This is a genomic window from Roseinatronobacter sp., assembly GCF_051859525.1.
GTDB lineage: Bacteria > Pseudomonadota > Alphaproteobacteria > Rhodobacterales > Rhodobacteraceae > Roseinatronobacter.
Map to the genome: position 1 here is coordinate 1 of NZ_JBHYFM010000013.1, position 17,014 is coordinate 17,014.

Below are 17,014 nucleotides of genomic sequence, written 5' to 3' on the forward strand. Positions count from 1 at the left end.
CGACATGCTCTAACTTATTGGTTTTGCATGTTCGAGAAGCTCAAAACCGGTTCCCACTTTTGAGCAACATGCTCTAAGTGCCTACAGCTTGGCGCAAGCTATCCTACGGTAATGCTGGCACTGTCTTCATAGACAGAGCCGTCATCATCCACCCATGTGAACGCAAATTCGCCCGTTTCAGGCACACGCGCTTCAAATTCAATGAACGGATTTGCCGACAGGCTGGGTTCGATTTCCATATCGATCACCGTTTCACCGTTAAAGGTGCAGGTGAACCGGTTGATGATATGGCGCGGGACAGTGGTCCCGTCGGTGTCCACACGGTGGCCGTTTTCCATAGGGTGGTTGATCAATGTGCGCACCAGCACCACCTCATCAACAGATGCGGTGCGCGGCACACGAACGCGGGGGCGGGCATCAAAACCGGACATAGGCTATACTCCTTGTTCTTGGCGACGGTCCGGCATTGCGGACGCTGTCATTCATTTGCGCAGGCGGGCTGGACCAAACGCCCTAGCCGCCGCAGCCGCCAATGGTAACCCGAACATTCGCGGCGGCCTGAACGAAGGTTCCGTCCGACATTTCCGCCAGCGCGATCACATCCATTGTTTCTGCCATACGAATGCGCGTTGTCGCCGAATGGCGACCGGCAAGCGGGCCGAAATGCACTGTGCACACTTCAGGGTTCGGGTTTGCAGGGGCCAGAATACGGATCGATTTCGCATCAGGGCATGTCACTGTGACCGGAACAGCATTGCCATTCTCGGCAATTTCAGGCGCTGATATGCTTAGCGGGCCATCAACGATATCCGCCCCGCCCGTAAACGCCTGGATCAACCCTGCCGCATCGGCCGATACGCGGACTGGAACCACTGTCACGAAAAGCCCGCCAAGGCCCATCGCAAGAGTGTGCCGCCGTGAATATTCCATTTACCTCACTCCCGTTCCTGTTCCTGGATCAGCTTGCGCGCGCCTGCTCCGCACTCGCAATGTGCGCATTCTCAGCGCTGTGGCGTCACCTGCGGTCAAACAGCGGCGGCCTGATCCACTCCTCCTGAATCACCCTAACCTGATAGGACATATTGTCGCAACATAAAATTACATTTTCTGAATGTATTTTTTGTGATGACCTTAACATATTGTTTTTTAAATAAAATAAATAACTATACACAATCCTGCGCCATAGGCCGCAACCAACCAGAAGGTATTCGGCGTGTTTGCATCATGGCGCCACCCGCAAATGCATCTGCCTATCCGGCGGGTCTATCCGGCCCTCTGCGACGCTGCGCGAAACGCCTGCGTCAGGACCGGCGCAACACATATATGTCCATAATCCACCCATGCGTGGCGCGCAGCGCGGCGCGCAGATGCGTGATCTGCGGCGCGACATCCGGCAACGGTCCGGCCAGCAAGGCCTGCTGCGGCATCCCCAGATACGCCCCCCACCAGATATGTAGCCCCGCCGGGTCCAGCACCTCGAATGCGTTGCCGGCATCCAGCATCACCGCCACAGTGTCGGCCCCCGCTGGCCAGCCTGCGTCGCGCAACCGCCTGCCGGTTGTAATGATCACCGGCGCACCCAGCGTGTTCAACGCAATCCCGTGTTCGGCAGTCAGCACCTGCAGGCTGGTTATTCCCGGCACCACCGACACCCGAAGCGGCATGCCTGCGGCCCCCAATCGCGCAGCAATGCGCAGGCTGCTGTCATACAGGGACGGATCGCCCCACACCATCAGGGCAACGCGCCCGCCACGGGGCAAATGCGCCGCAATCTGCGCGGCCCAGACCTGCGCGATCGCCTCATGCCAGTCCAGCACCCCGCCGATATAGGCACCCTGACTGTCACGCACAGGCAGGTCGAACTCCGCCAGCACAACCGGCCCTGTCAGCACATCGGCGCATATCATCCGCCGCAAATCCAGCAGCTCCGCCTTGTCAGCGCCCTTGCGCGGCAGCAAGATCACATCCGCCGCATTCAGCGCGCGGATCGCGGCACGGGTCAGATGGTCGGGATTGCCTGTGCCAATCCCCACAAGGCTTAACTCGATCATATGCCCTCGTCCTCACATATCGGGCCGTAGAGTATAAGCGCCGGCCCGTCGCGCGACGCCTCGGCTTGCAAATCACGCGCAAGCTGCCCCACTGTGGACCGCGTCAAACGCTGGTCGGGATGGCTGACATTCTCGGCCAGCAGCGCGGGCGTGTGCGACGGCAAGCCCGCCCCGATCAGCGCCTCTGCCAATTCCGGAAATGTGCGCTTGGGCATGAACACCACCGTCATCGCCAGCGGATCGGCCAGAGCGGCCATGTGCAGCCCCTCCGGCAAGGCGCCGCGCACATCATGCCCTGTCACGAATTGCACCCGCCGCGCATTCAACCGGCGGGTCAACGGAATGCCCGCCGCCGCCGCCGCCGCACTGGCCGAGGTGACACCCGGAATGACCTCAAACCCTATGTTCGCGGCACGACATGCAGTGATTTCCTCCTCCAACCGGCCAAAGACCCCCGGATCGCCGGATTTCAGCCGCACGACCCGCGCGCCCCCCAAGGCATAATCCACCAGCAACCGGCTCACATGGTCCTGCTTTGGCGACGGGCGGCCCGCACGCTTGCCCACCGCCACCAGTTCAGCGCCCTGTCGCGCATATCCCAGGACCGGACCTGATGACAGGTCGTCAAACAAGACAGCATCGGCCTGCTTCAACCGCGCCACCGCTTTCAGCGTCAGCAGTTCCGGATCCCCCGGACCGGACCCGACAAATGACACAAACCCGCGCATCTCTGCCCCTTCATTCTGGTCTAAATATCCTCGGGGGTGAGGGCCGCAGGCCCGAGGGGGCGCGAGCGCCCCCTTCCCCGAAGACAGGTCAAAAAGATATCCGTCAATGCTGCGGATATCATAGGTTGTCGCGCCGGTCCTCGGCAATCAGATGGAAGAACGTGCCACTGACATGGCCATTGCGCGATCCCGTTTCGGCTACAACATCGCCTTGCGCATCACGCACTTCGGCCAGTGGCGCGTCAGGCTGCGCAACAATCGTGGAATAATGGAACTCATGCCCGCGCAGCGCGGCCCCGGGTGCAAATCCCGGCATGCCCTGCACCAACTCCGCCCGCCGGTATCCCAGATGCATCTTGCGCTGCGCATAGGATGTCACCAGCCCCAGCAGGCCCGCCATCTGGTGGCGCGTGCCCTCCTTGTCGATCAAGGCCGCACCAAGGGCCATATACCCGCCGCATTCGCCATGAACAGGGCGCGTGCGGGCATGCACGCGCAACGCGTCGCGAAACCGCCCCGCTGCCGCAAGCCTGCCTGCATGCAATTCCGGATATCCCCCAGGCAACCACACCAGATCGGCGCTTGGGTCGGGCGGCTCATCTGCCAGCGGCGAGAAGGGCAAGACTTCTGCCCCCGCGCGCCGCCACCCTTCCAGCAAATGCGGATAGGTAAATGAAAACGCCGCATCGCGCGCCAGCGCAATCCGCTGGGCGGGGGGATGCGGCAACACGCCTTGATGCAACGCCCGCCCCGAACCTGCATATTGCGCCAGTGCGTCCACATCCACATGGTCGCGCAGAAAGGCCGCATAACCGGAAATCGCGCGTTCAAGATCGGGGTGTTCGACTGCCTGCACAAGCCCCAGATGCCGCTCCGGCAGAACCAGATCGCCGCGCCGTGGCAACGCGCCCAGCACACGCAATCCCGCCGCCTCCATGCCCAGCCGGACAAGCCGTTCATGGCGCGGGCTTGCCACACGGTTCAGGATAACCCCCGCGAAGGGCAGGTCGGGCCAGTAGCGCGCAAAGCCCAGTGCCACGGCGGCGGCAGATTGCGCCTGCCCCGACACATCCACAACCAGAACCACAGGCCAGCCCATGCGCTGCGCCAGCTCGGCACTGCTGCCATGCCCTGCCGCGCCCGGTTTCGCGACCCCGTCAAACAGGCCCATCGACCCTTCAGCCAGCACCAGATCCGCATCACCTGCATGGGCGGCAATCGCATCCATCAGATCGGGGGTCATGGCCCAGCTGTCCAGATTATACGCCTCGCGCCCGCTGGCGGCGCGGTGAAATGCCGGATCAATGTAATCCGGCCCGCTTTTGAAAGGTTGCACGCGAACGCCTGCGTCGCGCAAGGCACGCAACAGGCCTAGCATCACTGTGGTCTTGCCAGTGCCGGATGCAGGGGCGGAAATCATCAATCCCTGTGTCATTCGATACTGTCCTTATAGACCGAATCCGCGCTTTGGGGCCGGAACCTGCGGTCATACTCGGGCGCGTAAAGCGCACTTTCGGAAAACCCTTCGGCTGCCAGTGCGGGGCCGACCAGAATAAGGGCTGTGCGCTCCATACTGCCCGCAACCGCGTCCACAATCCCGCCCAAGGTCGCACGGATGATGCGCTGGTCCGGCCAGCTTGCACGCCAAACCACTGCGACCGGACAATCCTGTCCGTAATGGGGGGCCAGATCCGCCACCACCTGTGCAAGGTTCTGGATCGACAGGTGAATTGCCAGTGTCGCGCCGGTTTGCGCAAAATTCGTCAATGTCTCGCGCGCGGGCATCGTGCTGGCCCGCCCCGGTGTGCGGGTCAACACCAGTGATTGCGCGACTTCCGGCAGGGTCAGTTCCACCTGCAACGCAGCGGCAGCAGCGGCGAAGGCAGGCACGCCCGGTGTCACTGTATAGGCGATGTTCGCAGCGCGCAGGCGGCGCAGCTGTTCCGCCATGGCCGACCAGACCGACACATCGCCCGAATGCAGCCGCGCCACATCCTGCCCCTTTGCCTCTGCGGCGGTGATCTCGGACATAATTTCATCCAGCGACAGCGGGGCGGTATTGACGATCCGCGCGCCTTTCGGGCAATGCTCCAGCATGGCGGCAGGCACCAGCGATCCCGCATACAGGCATACTGGGCTTCGCGCGATCAGGTCGCGCCCGCGCAAGGTCAGCAAGTCCGCTGCCCCCGGCCCCGCACCGATAAAATGCACCGTCATGTCCCGCCTCCTCGTGCAACGGCCCCTGTCGCCTGTCCGTCCTGTGATATAAGCCGCGCAACGGCAATTACCGCTGCGGCGCGCCTGTCATCTTCCTTGTGCAGGCTGCCCGCGGCCACGACCAGCGCACAGGCTTCCGCCACACTGCCTGTGCCAAATGCCGCCTGAATGCGCGCCGATTGCGTGGGCGTTGCAATGCCCTGAATCTGGGCGGGCTTCAAGGTTATCAGCGGCAGACCCACCTGCCGCGCGAAGGGCACAAGCCAGGCCGCGCGCCCGTCCAGACAGGCAAGCGCATCCGGTTTCGCAACACAAGCCATGCGCACGAAAACATCGTGCAAACTGGCTGTGGCCGCCTGTGACGAACAGCCAAACCCCGCCACGATCATCGCACCACCCGCCATTGCACAATGGGGTAAGCGGCACGCCACCCCCGCTTCGTCCCCAGCGGTGCGGCCTGCGACACCTCCAGCCGCATCAAGTCGCCACCCGCCCGCGCATGCCATTGCATCAGCAGCGCCTCGCTTTCCAGCGTCACGGCATTTGCCACTACACGCACCCCGTGCGGCAGCATCTCCCACAACCGCGCCAGCACCGCGTCCGTGACACCCCCGCCAATAAAGACCGCATCCGGCAGGGGCTGGCCCTGCAACACATCCGGCACGCGCCCCTCAATCACCGCCAGCCGGTCCACGCCAAGGGCATGCGCATTCTCTCTCGCGCGCGCGGCGCGAACAGGGTCCATTTCGAAACCGATGGCCCGCATCCTGGGATGCGCCAGCAACCATTCGATCCCCACCGACCCCGACCCCGCGCCTATATCCCACAACAACTCCCCCGCGCGCGGGGCAAGTGCCGACAGGCTCAGGGTCCGCACAGCACGTTTTGTGATCTGGCCGTCATGGGCGAACATCTCGTCCGGCAGTCCGGACGCAACCGGCACTGCCGCGCCCTGCCCCGCAACCTCCAGTCCGACAATCACCGGATGCATCACATCCTCAAGGGCATATTCCGCGGCAATGACCGCACGCACCCGCGCCCGCGGACCGCCCAGCGCCTCCATGACATGCAAACGCGTCGCACCAAAGCCAAGACCTGCAAGATAGGCCGCAAGATCGCCCGCCGCAGCCCCGTCGCGCAGCAAAACCAGCGCACGCGTCCCCACCGCAAGATGCGGGCGCAAACGCGACAACGGGGCCGCATGTAACCCCAGACAGGCCAGCGTTTCCAGCGGCCATCCCAACTCGGCCGCCGCCAGCGCGAAAGTCGACGGGCCAGGCAGCGCCACCCATTCCCAACGCGCCAGATGACGCGCCACGCTGCTGCCAGCCCCGAACCAGAACGGATTGCCCGACGCCAGCAAAACCACCCGCCGGCCACGTTGCGCCAGAAGCAGCGCAATTCCATCCGCAAACGGTACCGGCCATTCCAGCACCTCGCAGGACAGTTCGGGCAGGATCGCAAGATGACGCGCCGCCCCCATCACCAGCTCGGCCCCCAGAAGTGCATCACGGCTTGCATCCGACAACCCGTTCAGGCCATCTTCCCCAAGACCCACAATCGTCAACCAGGGGGCGTTTTCATCCATGCCGAATATCCTCGTTCTTGGCGGCACGATCGAGGCAACGCGCCTTGTCGCAGCGCTTGCCGCCGCAGGGCTGCCTGCCACGCTCAGCTATGCAGGGCGCGTCGAACGCCCCAAACCCCAGCCGGTGCCGGTGCGCGTAGGGGGTTTTGGCGGCGCGCAGGGGCTTGCAGCCTATCTGCGCGACACCAAGATCACCCATCTTGTCGACGCAACCCACCCCTTCGCCGCAACGATCAGCGCAAATGCCGTTCAGGCGGCGCGGCGCGCACAAACGCCCTTGCTGGCGTTGACGCGGCCGCCATGGACCGCACGGGACGGCGATCAATGGACGCGGGTGCCAGATATTCCCGCCACCGTGGCCGCGCTGGACAGGCCGCGCGAAAACATCATGCTCGCACTGGGACGCATGCATCTGGCTGCCTTTGGCCGCCATCCGCAGCACCGCTACCTTCTGCGCCTCGTCGATCCGCCACAGACCCCGCCCCCCCTGCCCGACCATCACATCATCCTTGACCGCGGCCCGTTTGATGCGGACGCGGACGCAGCCCTGATGCAGGCCCATGACATCAGCCTTGTCGTCGCCAAGAATGCCGGCGGAACAGGGGCCGAGGCGAAACTTGTCGCAGCGCGCCGGTTGCGAATTCCGGTCATCATGATCGACCGCCCCCCAATTCCGGACCGCGCACAGGTTCATGACATTGCGGCCGTGCTCGACTGGGTCACGACCTAGCCCGCGCGGGAACAAAACACCCCGCCTGCCCTGTTCATTCTGGCAAAAATATCCTCTAGGGGGGAATTGGGCCGTCAGGCCCAAGGGGGGGGCGGAAAGCCCCCCCTTCCTTGCCGCAGAACCAGAACCCGCCGCGCCGGTCATGCCGATCTCGGGGTGTATAATACCGGCCCGCGCGGGGTGTCGATCACCCGCGTCAGGCTTGATCCAATAATCACCATCGTGCGCATATCCGCCATTTCGGGCTGTGCGTCCGTCAGGGGGACAATGCGCAACTCCTGCTGCGGGGTGCTGACGGCGCGGGCAAACAGAACGGGGCGTGCATCGGCGCATGCTTCGCGCAACACCTCAAGGGCGCGGGCAAATCCCTCGGGGCGCGACTTTGACCGCGGGTTGTAGAATGCCATTGCGAAATCACCTTCGGCCGCCAGTCGCAGGCGTTTTTCGATCAACGCCCAGGGTTTCAGGTTATCGCTCAGGTTGATGGCGCAGAAATCATGGCCCAATGGCGCGCCAGCCTTTGCGGCGGCCGCCAGCATCGCAGTAATCCCCGGCAAGACGCGGATATCAAGCGCACGCCAGTGCTGCGGTCCGGCCTCCAGCGCCTCGAACACGGCGGATGCCATGGCAAACACGCCCGGATCACCCGACGACACCACCACCACGCGCTGCCCGTCCGCCGCCATCGCCAACGCATGGGCCGCGCGCTCCAACTCCACGCGGTTGTCGCTGGAATGCAAGGTCAGCCCGTCACGCGGGGCCACACGCGCCACATAGGGAATGTAGCCCACCACATCCGTGGCGGCCTCCAGCGCCGCGCGCACTTCCGGCGTGACCAGCGCCTCATCCCCCGGCCCCAGCCCGGCAATAACGACCCAGCCGCTCATGGTCTGCGCCCCTGTCCGTGGATCAGCACGATCGAGAAATAGGGCGTCACTTCGCTGGCATCAACCAGCCGTTGCACATGCTGGCGCGGCATCTGGGCATATTCCACGATCCACGCATCCTGCAGCCGCCCTGCCCGATCAAGCGCGCGTTTCAGCTTGGGCAGGTTGCGCCCGATCTTCATCACCACCAGCGCATCCGTGGCCGCGATCTTTTCGGCCAGCACGTCTTCGGGCAAGGTGGCCATCAGCACGGTCAGCACGTCATCACCCCATGTGATGGGCTGCCCTGTGGCGGTCCATGCCCCTGACATGCCGGTGATGGCGGGCACCACATCTACCGGCACTGCGTCTTTCAGCCGTGTGTAGATGTGCATGAATGAGCCGTAGAAAAACGGGTCCCCCTCGCACAGGACAACCACATCCGCGCCCCCTGCGGCCAGTGCCCGCAAATGGTCGGTACATTCCGTATAGAAGGCCGAAAGCAGCGCGTTATAGCGGGGATCGGCCACGGGTATTTCCGTGGTGACAGGGTATTCCATGGGAAATTCGACCGCATCCGCGTGCAGCATCCCCTCGACAATCGCGCGCGCCTGTCCCTTGCGCCCTGCCTTGCGGAAAAAGGCCACATGCCGCGCATTGCGCACCAGACGGTCCGCGCGTACGCTCATCAGATCCTGCGCGCCGGGGCCAAGGCCCACGCCGTAAATGGTGCCCACACTCATTCCTTGCGGCTCGCGATGGCGTTGATGGCGGCAACCGTGATCGCGCTGCCGCCCAGACGGCCCTTGACGATGCAATTTGGCACGGGCTGCGCGGCCCAAAGCGCGTCCTTGGATTCCATTGCGCCCACAAACCCCACGGGGCAGCCGATAATCGCGGCAGGGCGCGGGCAATCCGGATCTTCCAGCATGTTCAGCAAGTGGAACAACGCCGTTGGCGCATTGCCAATGGCCACAAGCGCCCCGTCCAGATGGGGCCGCCACAATTCCAGCGCGGCGGCAGAGCGTGTATTGCCCATCTCGCGCGCCATTTGCGGCACGCGCGGGTCGCGCAGGGTGCATATGACTTCGTTCTCGGCAGGCAGACGCGGGCGGGTCACCCCTTCGGACACCATATAGGCATCGCACAGGATGGGCGCGCCTGCTTCAAGCGCCGCACGGGCCGCAGTGGCGAAACCGGGCGAGAAGTGAATAAACTCCTCCAGCCCGACCATACCGGCGGCATGGATCATGCGCACGGCAATGGGTTCTTCATCTGCTGTGAAGCGGTCCAGATCAGCCTCGGCCCGGATGGTGGCAAAGGATTGCAGGTAGATTGCGGCACCATCAGTCTCGTAGGTATAGGGCATTATGATCTCTCAAATCGGGTCAGTATCTGGTCTGTCGTCAGCCCTGTTGCATCACTCCGCCCCTGCAAGACCAGATCAAAGCGACCATCACGACCGATCAGGGTGATATCCGCAGCACGCGCCCTTGCGCAACCCTTCGCACAGCCCGACACATGCAAACTGCCGCCGACCAGCGGCGCAAGTTCCAGCGCAAGCGCGCGGGTTTCAACACTGGCCTGCGGACACAGTGGCGCGCCCGCGCAGGCGTCCACGCGCAAGGCGGCATGGTCAGGCGTCGCAATCAGGCTGTCAGGCAGCGCGGGCGCGCCAGTCAGCCCCTCCAGCACAAGGCAGCGCCACGGGGTCACGCGAATGGCGGGCACGTCTGTCGCGACAAGGGCCTGTGCCAGATCCTGCGCCATGATCTGGCCGAAAGCGGCACCGACGACCAATCCCGCAGGCGTCAAACCGGCCCTGAATGGCGCGCGCGCGGGCACAGGCGCGGCGTCCCATATGCCCCAATCCGGCAGCGCGGCATCATGGCGGGCCATTCGGCCCGATTGCGCGCCACCCGTGTCCACAAACCAGCGGCACAGCCGTATCAGGCTGTCAATTTCACGCCCGTGCTGCAACGCCATGCCAAACGCGCGGCCCTCGGCGCGCAGGATCAGCCCGCCCTGCCCGCGTTCTATGCGAAAGTCAGCCGGATCACCCGCCAGCACAGGTGCAGGGCCTGCATCCATGGCAAAGCCCATCTTGGGCGGCAGCTGCGGCAATTCTGCCAACCGTTCGGCCAATTCGGTCCACAGACGCGCACTGTCATCGCCACATGCCCAATCCGGCGCAATCAGGATATTGCGGCGGGATTCCAGATCAGGGTCGCTGTCCAGCAGGTTCAATTCTGCCAAGGCATCTTGCAACGGACCAAGCGCAGCATCGCCGACGCCACGAATTTGCAGATTGGCGCGGTTGGTCAGGTCGATCAGCCCCGCGCCATAGGTCTGCGCCGCGTCGCACAGCCCCGATGCCTGCGCGCGCGTCAACCGTGCCAAACGCGGGCGCACACGCACCACCCAGCCATCGCCCGATTGCATGGGCCGCAATGCGCCGGGGCACCAGCCTTTCACGTCAAATTCAGTCATGCGCCAACCCCGCAAGAATGGAATTCCTGCGTGTCACCCACAGGCCCGCGTCATGCAATGCGGCAAACCGCGCCTGCATCGCTGCAAGGGCGGCGGGGTTCTCGCGTTCCAGAAACGCGCAGACGGCATCATCGCCCAGTGTCGCATCATGATACAGGTCAATCAGTTGCGGCGGAACAGCTGCGGCCAGATGGGCAAAAGCCGCCAGATGGTCCAGCGTGGCGGCAATTTCCGCGCCCCCCCGAAACCCGTGTTTCATCATGCCCGCAATCCATTTCGGGTTTGCGGCACGGGCCCGCACCACACGCGCGATTTCTTCGGTCAGGGTGCGCGCGCGCGGGTCATCGGGGCGCGTTGCGTCTATATGATACAGCGCAGCCTGCCCGCCGGTCAGCGCCTGCGCAGCCGCAAATCCTGCTTCATGGGCGGCGTAATCCTGCGCCAGCAACACATCGGTTTCGGGCAGGTCCTGCAAATGCACGAAGGCATCCGCCTGTGCCACGCGTGCAGCGATCCCGTCGGGATCATGCTGTCCGGTATCAAGCGCATGCGATGACGCCGCCAGCCATGCGCGCCCTGCCTGTTCGCGGGCGGCGGCGCTATACTCATCAAGCGCGGCCCCCATGCCAAGCCCGTAACTGCCCGGTGCGGGGCCATAGACACGCGCGCCCCCCTGCCCCACAAAGGGGTTCCAGTCCGGCGCCTCATCGCGCGCGGCCAGCGCGGCAACGGCCTGCCCGAACAAGGTGGACAGTTGCGGAAACACATCGCGGAACAGGCCCGACACACGCAAGGTCACGTCCAGTCGCGGGCGGTCCAGTTCCGCAATGGGCAGGATTTCCACACCGGACACGCGCGATGATCCTTCGTCCCAGACCGGCCGCGCACCCAGCAGGTGCAACGCCATGGCAAATTCCTCGCCTGCCGTGCGCATGGTGGCGCTGCCCCACAGGTCCACGACCAGCGCGCGCGGCCAGTCGCCGTGGTCCTGCAAATGGCGGCGCACAAGTTCATCGGCCAGCTTCACGCCCTGCGCATGGGCCGCGCGCGAAGGAACCGCGCGCGGGTCGGTGGTGAACATATTGCGCCCTGTGGGCAGCACATCGGACCGCCCGCGATGGGGCGAACCGGATGGGCCCGGGGCCACAAACCGGCCCGAAAGCGCGGCCTGAAGCCCTGCGCGTTCGCCCGCGCCCTGATCGCCGCGCCCGAAAACATGCAGCCCGTCGCCAAACTGGCTTTCCTTCACATCACACACGAAACGGTCAATGCGGGTGATCGCCTCGGCCAGACACTCCGCGCCATCAAGCCCCAATTCAAGGCCCAGCCCCAGCGCCTCGGCCTCCACTCGGATATCGGTTTGCAGCCGGTCGCGGCGCGCAGGGTCCAGCCCGTCGGCGTTTGAAAATTCATCCAGCAGCGCTTCCAACTGCGCCAGACCCGCGCCCGATTGCGCCGCCACCATCGGCGGGGGCACATGGCCCAATGTCACGGCACCGATGCGGCGCTTGGCCTGCGCGGCCTCGCCCGGGTCATTGACGATGAAGGGATAGATCACCGGCAATTCGCGGACCAGCGCTTCGGGCCAGCAGTCATCTGACAGCGCCACGGACTTGCCCGGCAGCCATTCCAGCGTGCCATGTGCGCCGATATGGACCAGCGCATCCGCTTGCGCGCGAAGCCACAGGTAAAACGCCACATAGGCATGGCGCGGCGTGCGCCCGAGGTCGTGATATTCATCATCGCGCAACGCAGGCGTGCCGCGTTCAGGCTGGAGTGCCACAAGCATCCGGTCAAGCTGGATCGCGGCAAAGTCAAAGGCCCCATTCGTGCAGGCGGGGTCATCTTCGGGCGCGCCCCATGCCGCAAACAGATCGTCGCGCAGCGCGTCAGGCAAGGCCGCCAGCGCCGCCAGATAGGACGCAACGGGCCAGTGCACCCGCTGCGTATCCAGCGCATCGGCCAGCGCGCGGGCGTCTTGCGCGGGCGCACCGATGTCGTGCAAGATCGCGCTGGCACTTTCCAGCGCGTCCAGCCCCACCGCATGCGCCATGTTCCAGCCCTTGCCCGGATATGTCGACAGCACAAGGGCCGTGCGGCGTTGTGAAGGCGGCAGGTCTTGCAGGCGGACCCATGCGGTGACGCGGCTGGCAATCGCGTCAATGCGGGCGGGGTCGGCGCGATGCTCGGCGCGGGCGAATTGAAGGTCGGGATCAGGGGAGGTGAATTCCTTGAAACTTGCCACACCGGCAAACAGGCGCCCGTCCACTTCGGGCAGGACCACATGCATGGCCAGATCGGCAGGCGACAGCCCGCGTGCCGCGTCCTGCCAGCGCTGCCGGTCATTGGTGGCAAGCGCCACCTGAAACACCGGCACGCCGGCGGTTTCCAGCACGGCCCCGTCATCGCCCAGCGCGGAGAAGGCGGTGGCGTTCAGCACGGCCTTCGGGGCCAGTTCCCTGACCCAGCCGGTCAGCCATGCGCGCGCCTGCGGTTCCTTCAGGGACGGCACAAACAACGCCAGCGTGTCGAAACCGCGCGCGTCCATCGCCTGCATCAGCGCGCGGACGGGGTCCAGATCCGCCGCCGCAAGATAAGACCGGTAGAATACCACCAGAATGCGCGGGCGTTCAGACGCGAAGCGGAACGCGGCCGGACAGGTGATGCCGTCCTGCGCCCAGCCCCCCACCTGCGCAACCGAACGCACCCCGCGCACCGGCGGCGCATACAGGCCCGACGCCAGCGCAAGCTGCTGCAATGCCGCCCGCGCCGCCCCCTCGCCGCCCGTATCGCACAGGTGCTGCAAACGCCGCAACGTGCTGACCGGCAGGGTTGAATGCGCGTCCAGCGCGGAATCAGGCCGCCCGTCAGCGGGCAGCACGGCCAGCGCGATCCCCTTTTGCCGCGCAAGGGCCTGCACCTGTTGCAGCCCGTAGCCCCAATAGGGCGCGCCGCCGATCAGCCGGATCAGAATGCCCTTCGCGCCCTCCAGCGTGTTTTCGAGGTAGGTATCCACCGATAGCGGGTGTTTCAGCGCCGCCAGATTGGCCAGACGCAGCGTTGGCAAACTGCCCCCCGCCGCGCGCCACCCTGCCGCGAAAGCGCCCAGATCACTGTCGGAAAACGACAGCACCACCAGATCAGCCGGACTTTGGCCCAGATCAGTGGGGGTGTCGGCTTCATCCAGCCCGTGGCTTTCGCGGAAGATGACATGCATTGCAGATCAGGCCCCCAATGCGGCGCGGATTGCGGCTTCGTTCACATGATCATGTTCAGCGATCACGACAAGGCGGGTCAGGCGGGCCTCATCCGGTTGCCATGGCCGGTCAAACTGGTGACGGACACGCGCGCCCACGGCCTGCACCAACAGGCGCATGGGTTTACCGGCCACCGCGGCATAGCCCTTGACGCGCAGGATATTCTGGCTTTCGGCCAAATGCGCGATGCGCGCGGCCAGATCGGCGGGATCAGCGATTTCACCCATCGTCACCATGATCGTGTCAAAATCATCATGTTCATGGTCATGATGCCCGTCGTGATGGCTGGGGCGCGCGTCCAGATCATCCTCGGCCCCCGCTTCCAGCCCCAGAAGCACGGCTGCGTCGATCACACCTTCGGCAACCTCGACCACCGGCAGGGCGCGCGGGGCTTCTGCGGCGATCACTTCGCGGGCTTTCGCCACGCCCGCTGGTCCGGCAAGGTCCGGCTTGGTCAACAGCACCAGATCGGCGCAGGCGATCTGGTCCTCGAACACCTCGGACAGGGGTGTTTCATGGTCGATACTGTCATCAGCCTCTCGTTGTGCATCGACAGCGGCCACATCGGGCGCAAAACGCCCTGCCGCCACCGCCTCGGCATCGGCCAGGGCGATGACACCGTCCACAGTAATGCGCGACCGGATGGCAGGCCAGTCAAACGCTTTCAGCAGCGGCTTGGGCAGGGCCAGCCCCGATGTCTCGATCAGGATATGGTCGGGCTTCGGGTCCAGCTTCAACAGCGCCTCAACTGTCGGAATGAAATCATCGGCGACGGTGCAGCAAATGCAGCCATTCGACAGCTCGACAATATTTTCGGCCGGACAATCAGGGATCGCACAGGATTTCAGCATTTCACCATCGACACCGACTGTGCCGAATTCATTGACCACGACTGCCAGCCGCCGCCCGCCCGCATTGCGGATCAGGTGGCTGATAAGTGTGGTTTTACCCGCGCCCAGAAAGCCGGTGACGATGGTAACAGGGGTTTTTGACAGATCAGACATTCGGGGCCTCCAATGGCGGGATACGGGCGATGCAATTCTTGCGGAAATGTTCGGGGCGTTCGCGCCACGGCACAAGGCCGTTTTCCGCATCACGGTATTTCTGCGCGCCCTCGAGAATGGTTGTCACATGCAGTTCCGGCGTCAGGTTGCCATAAACATAGGTCCATGCTCCGGACTTGCGCAATGCAATCGTGCAGCCGCGCGAACAGTTGGACAGGCAGTCCACTGAAATGATGCGCACCCCTTCGGGCGCGGCATCATGTAAAGCCCGCACAAGCTGCGCACCGGGGCGCGTGTCGGGGTCCGGCATGGCCAGCGGATTGGCGGGGCTGGCGCTGCGGCATGTGGCGCAGACCAGAAGATCGACAGTGTCTTGGGGCATGAAAAGCTCCGGTTCAGGGACGGGCCGGCGCAACCGCCGGCCCCTTGTGGCACATATCAGCCAAGGATCATGTGCTCGACGGTTTCAAACATGAAGGCAAGCCCCACCCCCATACAGACAGCCGCAGCCAGACGGGCCTGAAGCGCGCCCTGCCCCTGTTGCAACATCCGGCCCGCCAGCAGCGCGACCCCCGCAGCAATCGCAAACTGGACGACTCCGAAACCCAGCAGATAGGCAAAGACAGGCATCGGCGTGGACCCGATCACGGCCTCGCCATAGGCCCAGCCATGGAACAACCCCGCAACGGCGAACCCTGCCAGCGCGACCGGCCCCGCAACCTGCCGCCCCATGACCAGCGCTGCGCCCAGCCCGACAACCGATGCGGTGATAACCAGTTCCGCCAGCGGCAGCATGACACCGGCCAGATGCACAGCCGTGCCCGCAAGCGTGGCTGCTATAAAGGCGAAAGGCCCTGCCAGCGACCGGCCCGCAAGGGCGGCGGCCAGGCCAACCAGCACCACAAAAGCCAGATGGTCCAGCCCGATCACAGGATGGGCAAGGCCGGAAATCAGCCCGTGAAACACTGTCTGCGGGGCCTCGCCCCCCAAAGGGTGGTGCGCGACGGCGGGACTGGCGAGAAGCAGGGCGGGTGCGATGAAAAAACGAGTCATGTGCAAGGTTCCTTTGGATATATCATCGTTGACGAAAATCGGCGTGGCAGGCGACGCAGTAATAGCGCAGGTCGTGCAGGCCATTGACCATATCCCCCCCGTCGCGGACGGTCTGCGCGAAGCGTTCGGCCTCGGTGCTGAAGGCGGATGTGTATCGGGCAAAATTATCCGGCTGCGCCCAGATGGCCGCCAGGGCGCCCTTCTCCCCCTCCGGCGCTGGAGAGGCTATGTCGAACAACGTGTCGATCCGACCGCCAAGCGCCGCAAGCGCGTCGGCATGTATCCCGATCATATCCTCGCCCCCCGCATCCGACAGCAAGGTCGCGGAAACCGCGCGGAAATGGCCCGAAAGCGCGCTCATGGCGCGGCGACGCCGTTCTGTCAGGCCATCTGCGGGGGATGCAAAACTTGCGGCTTGCGGATGCCGGTCGCCATGCGCGCCAAACGGCCCTGTCAACTGTTCGGCCTGTTCTGCGCTGACATGGGAATGGCCATGATCATGGCTGTGGCTGTGGCCCTGCCCCTGACCCATGCTGTCCGCGCGCGAGATCTGCACCTCGGCGCCCGGCACTGCAAAGGCAACAATCCCCGCCGCAAGCACATATGTGCCCGCAGCCAAACCCAGACCCGCCATTAACCTGCGAGAGTTCTTCATTCGTCCACTTTCCCGCGCGACCACCCGCCACGCGACACAAAGGGGCGGGGAACACACGGGCAGTGAAGGCGGCCACGGGGCCGGTCCCGACACAAGCCCAACCAGACACCCCGCCGGTTGATATGCCCCGATGGGGCGGCCTAAACGCTGGCAGGTCTCCCGGCTTGCGGATGTCAGGTTTCCCCTATGGGATCACCTGTCGGTCGGCCCGCCTTCCCGTCCGTCAGGGACAGTGGCATCGGGCAACCTCTCCGGTCACGGTCGCGGGGGCGGCTGTGCTTGGGGCTTGATCTTGTGATCCGGCCTTGTCACATTCCCTTTTCACCTGTCATGAACAGGCACCAGCCCCTTCCTCTTGCGCGTCCGCGCGCGGTG

18 protein-coding genes and 1 riboswitch are annotated in these 17,014 nt (G+C 64.5%); of the genes, 1 reads left to right on the plus strand and 17 read right to left on the minus strand.

The window, feature by feature from the left end; translation table 11 throughout:
• Positions 1–98: 98 nt before the first annotated feature.
• From soxZ to cbiE, 8 genes are all read right to left on the minus strand, one after another.
• Positions 99–431 (minus strand): thiosulfate oxidation carrier complex protein SoxZ, encoded by a 333-nt coding sequence (gene soxZ / locus ACTIE1_RS10935; protein ID WP_439560876.1) that lies wholly within the window; start codon positions 429–431, stop codon positions 99–101.
• A gap of 82 nt (positions 432–513) precedes the next feature.
• Positions 514–930 (minus strand): thiosulfate oxidation carrier protein SoxY, encoded by a 417-nt coding sequence (gene soxY, locus ACTIE1_RS10940; protein ID WP_439560877.1) that lies wholly within the window; start codon positions 928–930, stop codon positions 514–516.
• Positions 931–1,301: 371 nt separating this feature from the next.
• Positions 1,302–2,051 carry a precorrin-6A synthase (deacetylating) gene (gene cobF, locus ACTIE1_RS10945; RefSeq protein WP_439560878.1) on the minus strand — a complete coding sequence of 250 codons (750 nt, stop codon included), beginning with the start codon at positions 2,049–2,051 and terminating at the stop codon, positions 1,302–1,304.
• Positions 2,048–2,779 (minus strand): uroporphyrinogen-III C-methyltransferase, encoded by a 732-nt coding sequence (gene cobA, locus ACTIE1_RS10950; RefSeq protein ID WP_439560879.1) that lies wholly within the window; start codon positions 2,777–2,779, stop codon positions 2,048–2,050. The genes cobF and cobA overlap by 4 nt, the downstream gene beginning before the upstream one ends.
• 118 nt (positions 2,780–2,897) lie before the next feature.
• Positions 2,898–4,214 carry a cobyrinate a,c-diamide synthase gene (locus tag ACTIE1_RS10955; RefSeq protein ID WP_439560880.1) on the minus strand — a complete coding sequence of 439 codons (1,317 nt, stop codon included), beginning with the start codon at positions 4,212–4,214 and terminating at the stop codon, positions 2,898–2,900.
• Positions 4,211–4,996 carry a precorrin-4 C(11)-methyltransferase gene (gene cobM / locus ACTIE1_RS10960; protein ID WP_439560881.1) on the minus strand — a complete coding sequence of 262 codons (786 nt, stop codon included), beginning with the start codon at positions 4,994–4,996 and terminating at the stop codon, positions 4,211–4,213. Before cobM ends, ACTIE1_RS10955 begins: the two co-directional genes overlap by 4 nt.
• Positions 4,993–5,385, minus strand: a complete 393-nt coding sequence (locus ACTIE1_RS10965; protein ID WP_439560882.1) for a cobalamin biosynthesis protein — start codon at positions 5,383–5,385, stop codon at positions 4,993–4,995. The genes cobM and ACTIE1_RS10965 overlap by 4 nt, the downstream gene beginning before the upstream one ends.
• Positions 5,382–6,584 carry a precorrin-6y C5,15-methyltransferase (decarboxylating) subunit CbiE gene (cbiE, locus tag ACTIE1_RS10970; protein ID WP_439560883.1) on the minus strand — a complete coding sequence of 401 codons (1,203 nt, stop codon included), beginning with the start codon at positions 6,582–6,584 and terminating at the stop codon, positions 5,382–5,384. The genes ACTIE1_RS10965 and cbiE overlap by 4 nt, the downstream gene beginning before the upstream one ends.
• On the opposite strand from cbiE, the gene ACTIE1_RS10975 reads away from it, so the two are divergent.
• Positions 6,583–7,314, plus strand: coding sequence for a cobalt-precorrin-6A reductase (locus ACTIE1_RS10975; protein WP_439560884.1), 732 nt, complete (start codon positions 6,583–6,585; stop codon positions 7,312–7,314). The two genes, cbiE and ACTIE1_RS10975, sit on opposite strands and share 2 nt — an antisense overlap.
• Positions 7,315–7,454: 140 nt before the next feature.
• Here ACTIE1_RS10975 and cobJ read toward each other — a convergent pair whose 3' ends face one another.
• Genes cobJ through ACTIE1_RS11020 form a run of 9 tightly spaced genes read right to left on the minus strand, consistent with a single transcriptional unit; the run spans position 7,455 to position 16,639 of the window.
• Positions 7,455–8,201 (minus strand): precorrin-3B C(17)-methyltransferase, encoded by a 747-nt coding sequence (gene cobJ / locus ACTIE1_RS10980; RefSeq protein WP_439560885.1) that lies wholly within the window; start codon positions 8,199–8,201, stop codon positions 7,455–7,457.
• Entirely contained in the window at positions 8,198–8,923 is a 726-nt protein-coding gene (gene cobI / locus ACTIE1_RS10985; RefSeq protein ID WP_439560886.1) for a precorrin-2 C(20)-methyltransferase, read from the minus strand. The genes cobJ and cobI overlap by 4 nt, the downstream gene beginning before the upstream one ends.
• A complete protein-coding gene (locus tag ACTIE1_RS10990) occupies positions 8,920–9,549 on the minus strand; it encodes a precorrin-8X methylmutase (RefSeq protein ID WP_439560887.1) in 630 nt (209 codons plus the stop codon). Before ACTIE1_RS10990 ends, cobI begins: the two co-directional genes overlap by 4 nt.
• Entirely contained in the window at positions 9,549–10,670 is a 1,122-nt protein-coding gene (locus ACTIE1_RS10995) for a cobalamin biosynthesis protein CobG (protein ID WP_439560888.1), read from the minus strand. Before ACTIE1_RS10995 ends, ACTIE1_RS10990 begins: the two co-directional genes overlap by 1 nt.
• The gene (gene cobN, locus ACTIE1_RS11000; protein ID WP_439560889.1) at positions 10,663–13,887 is read right to left on the minus strand and encodes a cobaltochelatase subunit CobN; all 3,225 of its coding nucleotides are present in this window, start codon (positions 13,885–13,887) and stop codon (positions 10,663–10,665) included. Before cobN ends, ACTIE1_RS10995 begins: the two co-directional genes overlap by 8 nt.
• 6 nt (positions 13,888–13,893) lie before the next feature.
• Positions 13,894–14,931 (minus strand): cobalamin biosynthesis protein CobW, encoded by a 1,038-nt coding sequence (gene cobW, locus ACTIE1_RS11005; protein ID WP_439560890.1) that lies wholly within the window; start codon positions 14,929–14,931, stop codon positions 13,894–13,896.
• Positions 14,924–15,313, minus strand: a complete 390-nt coding sequence (locus ACTIE1_RS11010) for a DUF1636 family protein (protein WP_439560891.1) — start codon at positions 15,311–15,313, stop codon at positions 14,924–14,926. Before ACTIE1_RS11010 ends, cobW begins: the two co-directional genes overlap by 8 nt.
• A gap of 56 nt (positions 15,314–15,369) precedes the next feature.
• Positions 15,370–15,984: a HupE/UreJ family protein gene (locus ACTIE1_RS11015; RefSeq protein ID WP_439560892.1), complete on the minus strand. Its 615-nt coding sequence runs from the start codon at positions 15,982–15,984 to the stop codon at positions 15,370–15,372.
• A 22-nt stretch (positions 15,985–16,006) separates the two neighbouring features.
• A complete protein-coding gene (locus ACTIE1_RS11020; RefSeq protein ID WP_439560893.1) occupies positions 16,007–16,639 on the minus strand; it encodes a cytochrome c in 633 nt (210 codons plus the stop codon).
• A 132-nt stretch (positions 16,640–16,771) separates the two neighbouring features.
• Positions 16,772–17,000: riboswitch (cobalamin riboswitch) on the minus strand.
• Positions 17,001–17,014: the final 14 nt, after the last annotated feature.

What these genes read in the sequence shown, in the direction of transcription:
- ACTIE1_RS11015 (WP_439560892.1), bottom strand. Translation starts at nt 15,984, where the DNA reads ATGACTCGTTTTTTCATCGCACCCGCCCTGCTTCTCGCCAGTCCCGCC.
- ACTIE1_RS11010 (WP_439560891.1), bottom strand. Translation starts at nt 15,313, where the DNA reads ATGCCCCAAGACACTGTCGATCTTCTGGTCTGCGCCACATGCCGCAGC.
- cobN (WP_439560889.1), bottom strand. Translation starts at nt 13,887, where the DNA reads ATGCATGTCATCTTCCGCGAAAGCCACGGGCTGGATGAAGCCGACACC.
- cbiE (WP_439560883.1), bottom strand. Translation starts at nt 6,584, where the DNA reads ATGGATGAAAACGCCCCCTGGTTGACGATTGTGGGTCTTGGGGAAGAT.
- ACTIE1_RS10965 (WP_439560882.1), bottom strand. Translation starts at nt 5,385, where the DNA reads ATGATCGTGGCGGGGTTTGGCTGTTCGTCACAGGCGGCCACAGCCAGT.
- ACTIE1_RS11020 (WP_439560893.1), bottom strand. Translation starts at nt 16,639, where the DNA reads ATGAAGAACTCTCGCAGGTTAATGGCGGGTCTGGGTTTGGCTGCGGGC.
- cobI (WP_439560886.1), bottom strand. Translation starts at nt 8,923, where the DNA reads ATGAGTGTGGGCACCATTTACGGCGTGGGCCTTGGCCCCGGCGCGCAG.
- cobA (WP_439560879.1), bottom strand. Translation starts at nt 2,779, where the DNA reads ATGCGCGGGTTTGTGTCATTTGTCGGGTCCGGTCCGGGGGATCCGGAA.
- soxZ (WP_439560876.1), bottom strand. Translation starts at nt 431, where the DNA reads ATGTCCGGTTTTGATGCCCGCCCCCGCGTTCGTGTGCCGCGCACCGCA.
- soxY (WP_439560877.1), bottom strand. Translation starts at nt 930, where the DNA reads ATGGAATATTCACGGCGGCACACTCTTGCGATGGGCCTTGGCGGGCTT.
- cobJ (WP_439560885.1), bottom strand. Translation starts at nt 8,201, where the DNA reads ATGAGCGGCTGGGTCGTTATTGCCGGGCTGGGGCCGGGGGATGAGGCG.
- ACTIE1_RS10975 (WP_439560884.1), top strand. Translation starts at nt 6,583, where the DNA reads ATGCCGAATATCCTCGTTCTTGGCGGCACGATCGAGGCAACGCGCCTT.
- ACTIE1_RS10995 (WP_439560888.1), bottom strand. Translation starts at nt 10,670, where the DNA reads ATGACTGAATTTGACGTGAAAGGCTGGTGCCCCGGCGCATTGCGGCCC.
- cobF (WP_439560878.1), bottom strand. Translation starts at nt 2,051, where the DNA reads ATGATCGAGTTAAGCCTTGTGGGGATTGGCACAGGCAATCCCGACCAT.
- cobM (WP_439560881.1), bottom strand. Translation starts at nt 4,996, where the DNA reads ATGACGGTGCATTTTATCGGTGCGGGGCCGGGGGCAGCGGACTTGCTG.
- cobW (WP_439560890.1), bottom strand. Translation starts at nt 14,931, where the DNA reads ATGTCTGATCTGTCAAAAACCCCTGTTACCATCGTCACCGGCTTTCTG.
- ACTIE1_RS10990 (WP_439560887.1), bottom strand. Translation starts at nt 9,549, where the DNA reads ATGCCCTATACCTACGAGACTGATGGTGCCGCAATCTACCTGCAATCC.
- ACTIE1_RS10955 (WP_439560880.1), bottom strand. Translation starts at nt 4,214, where the DNA reads ATGACACAGGGATTGATGATTTCCGCCCCTGCATCCGGCACTGGCAAG.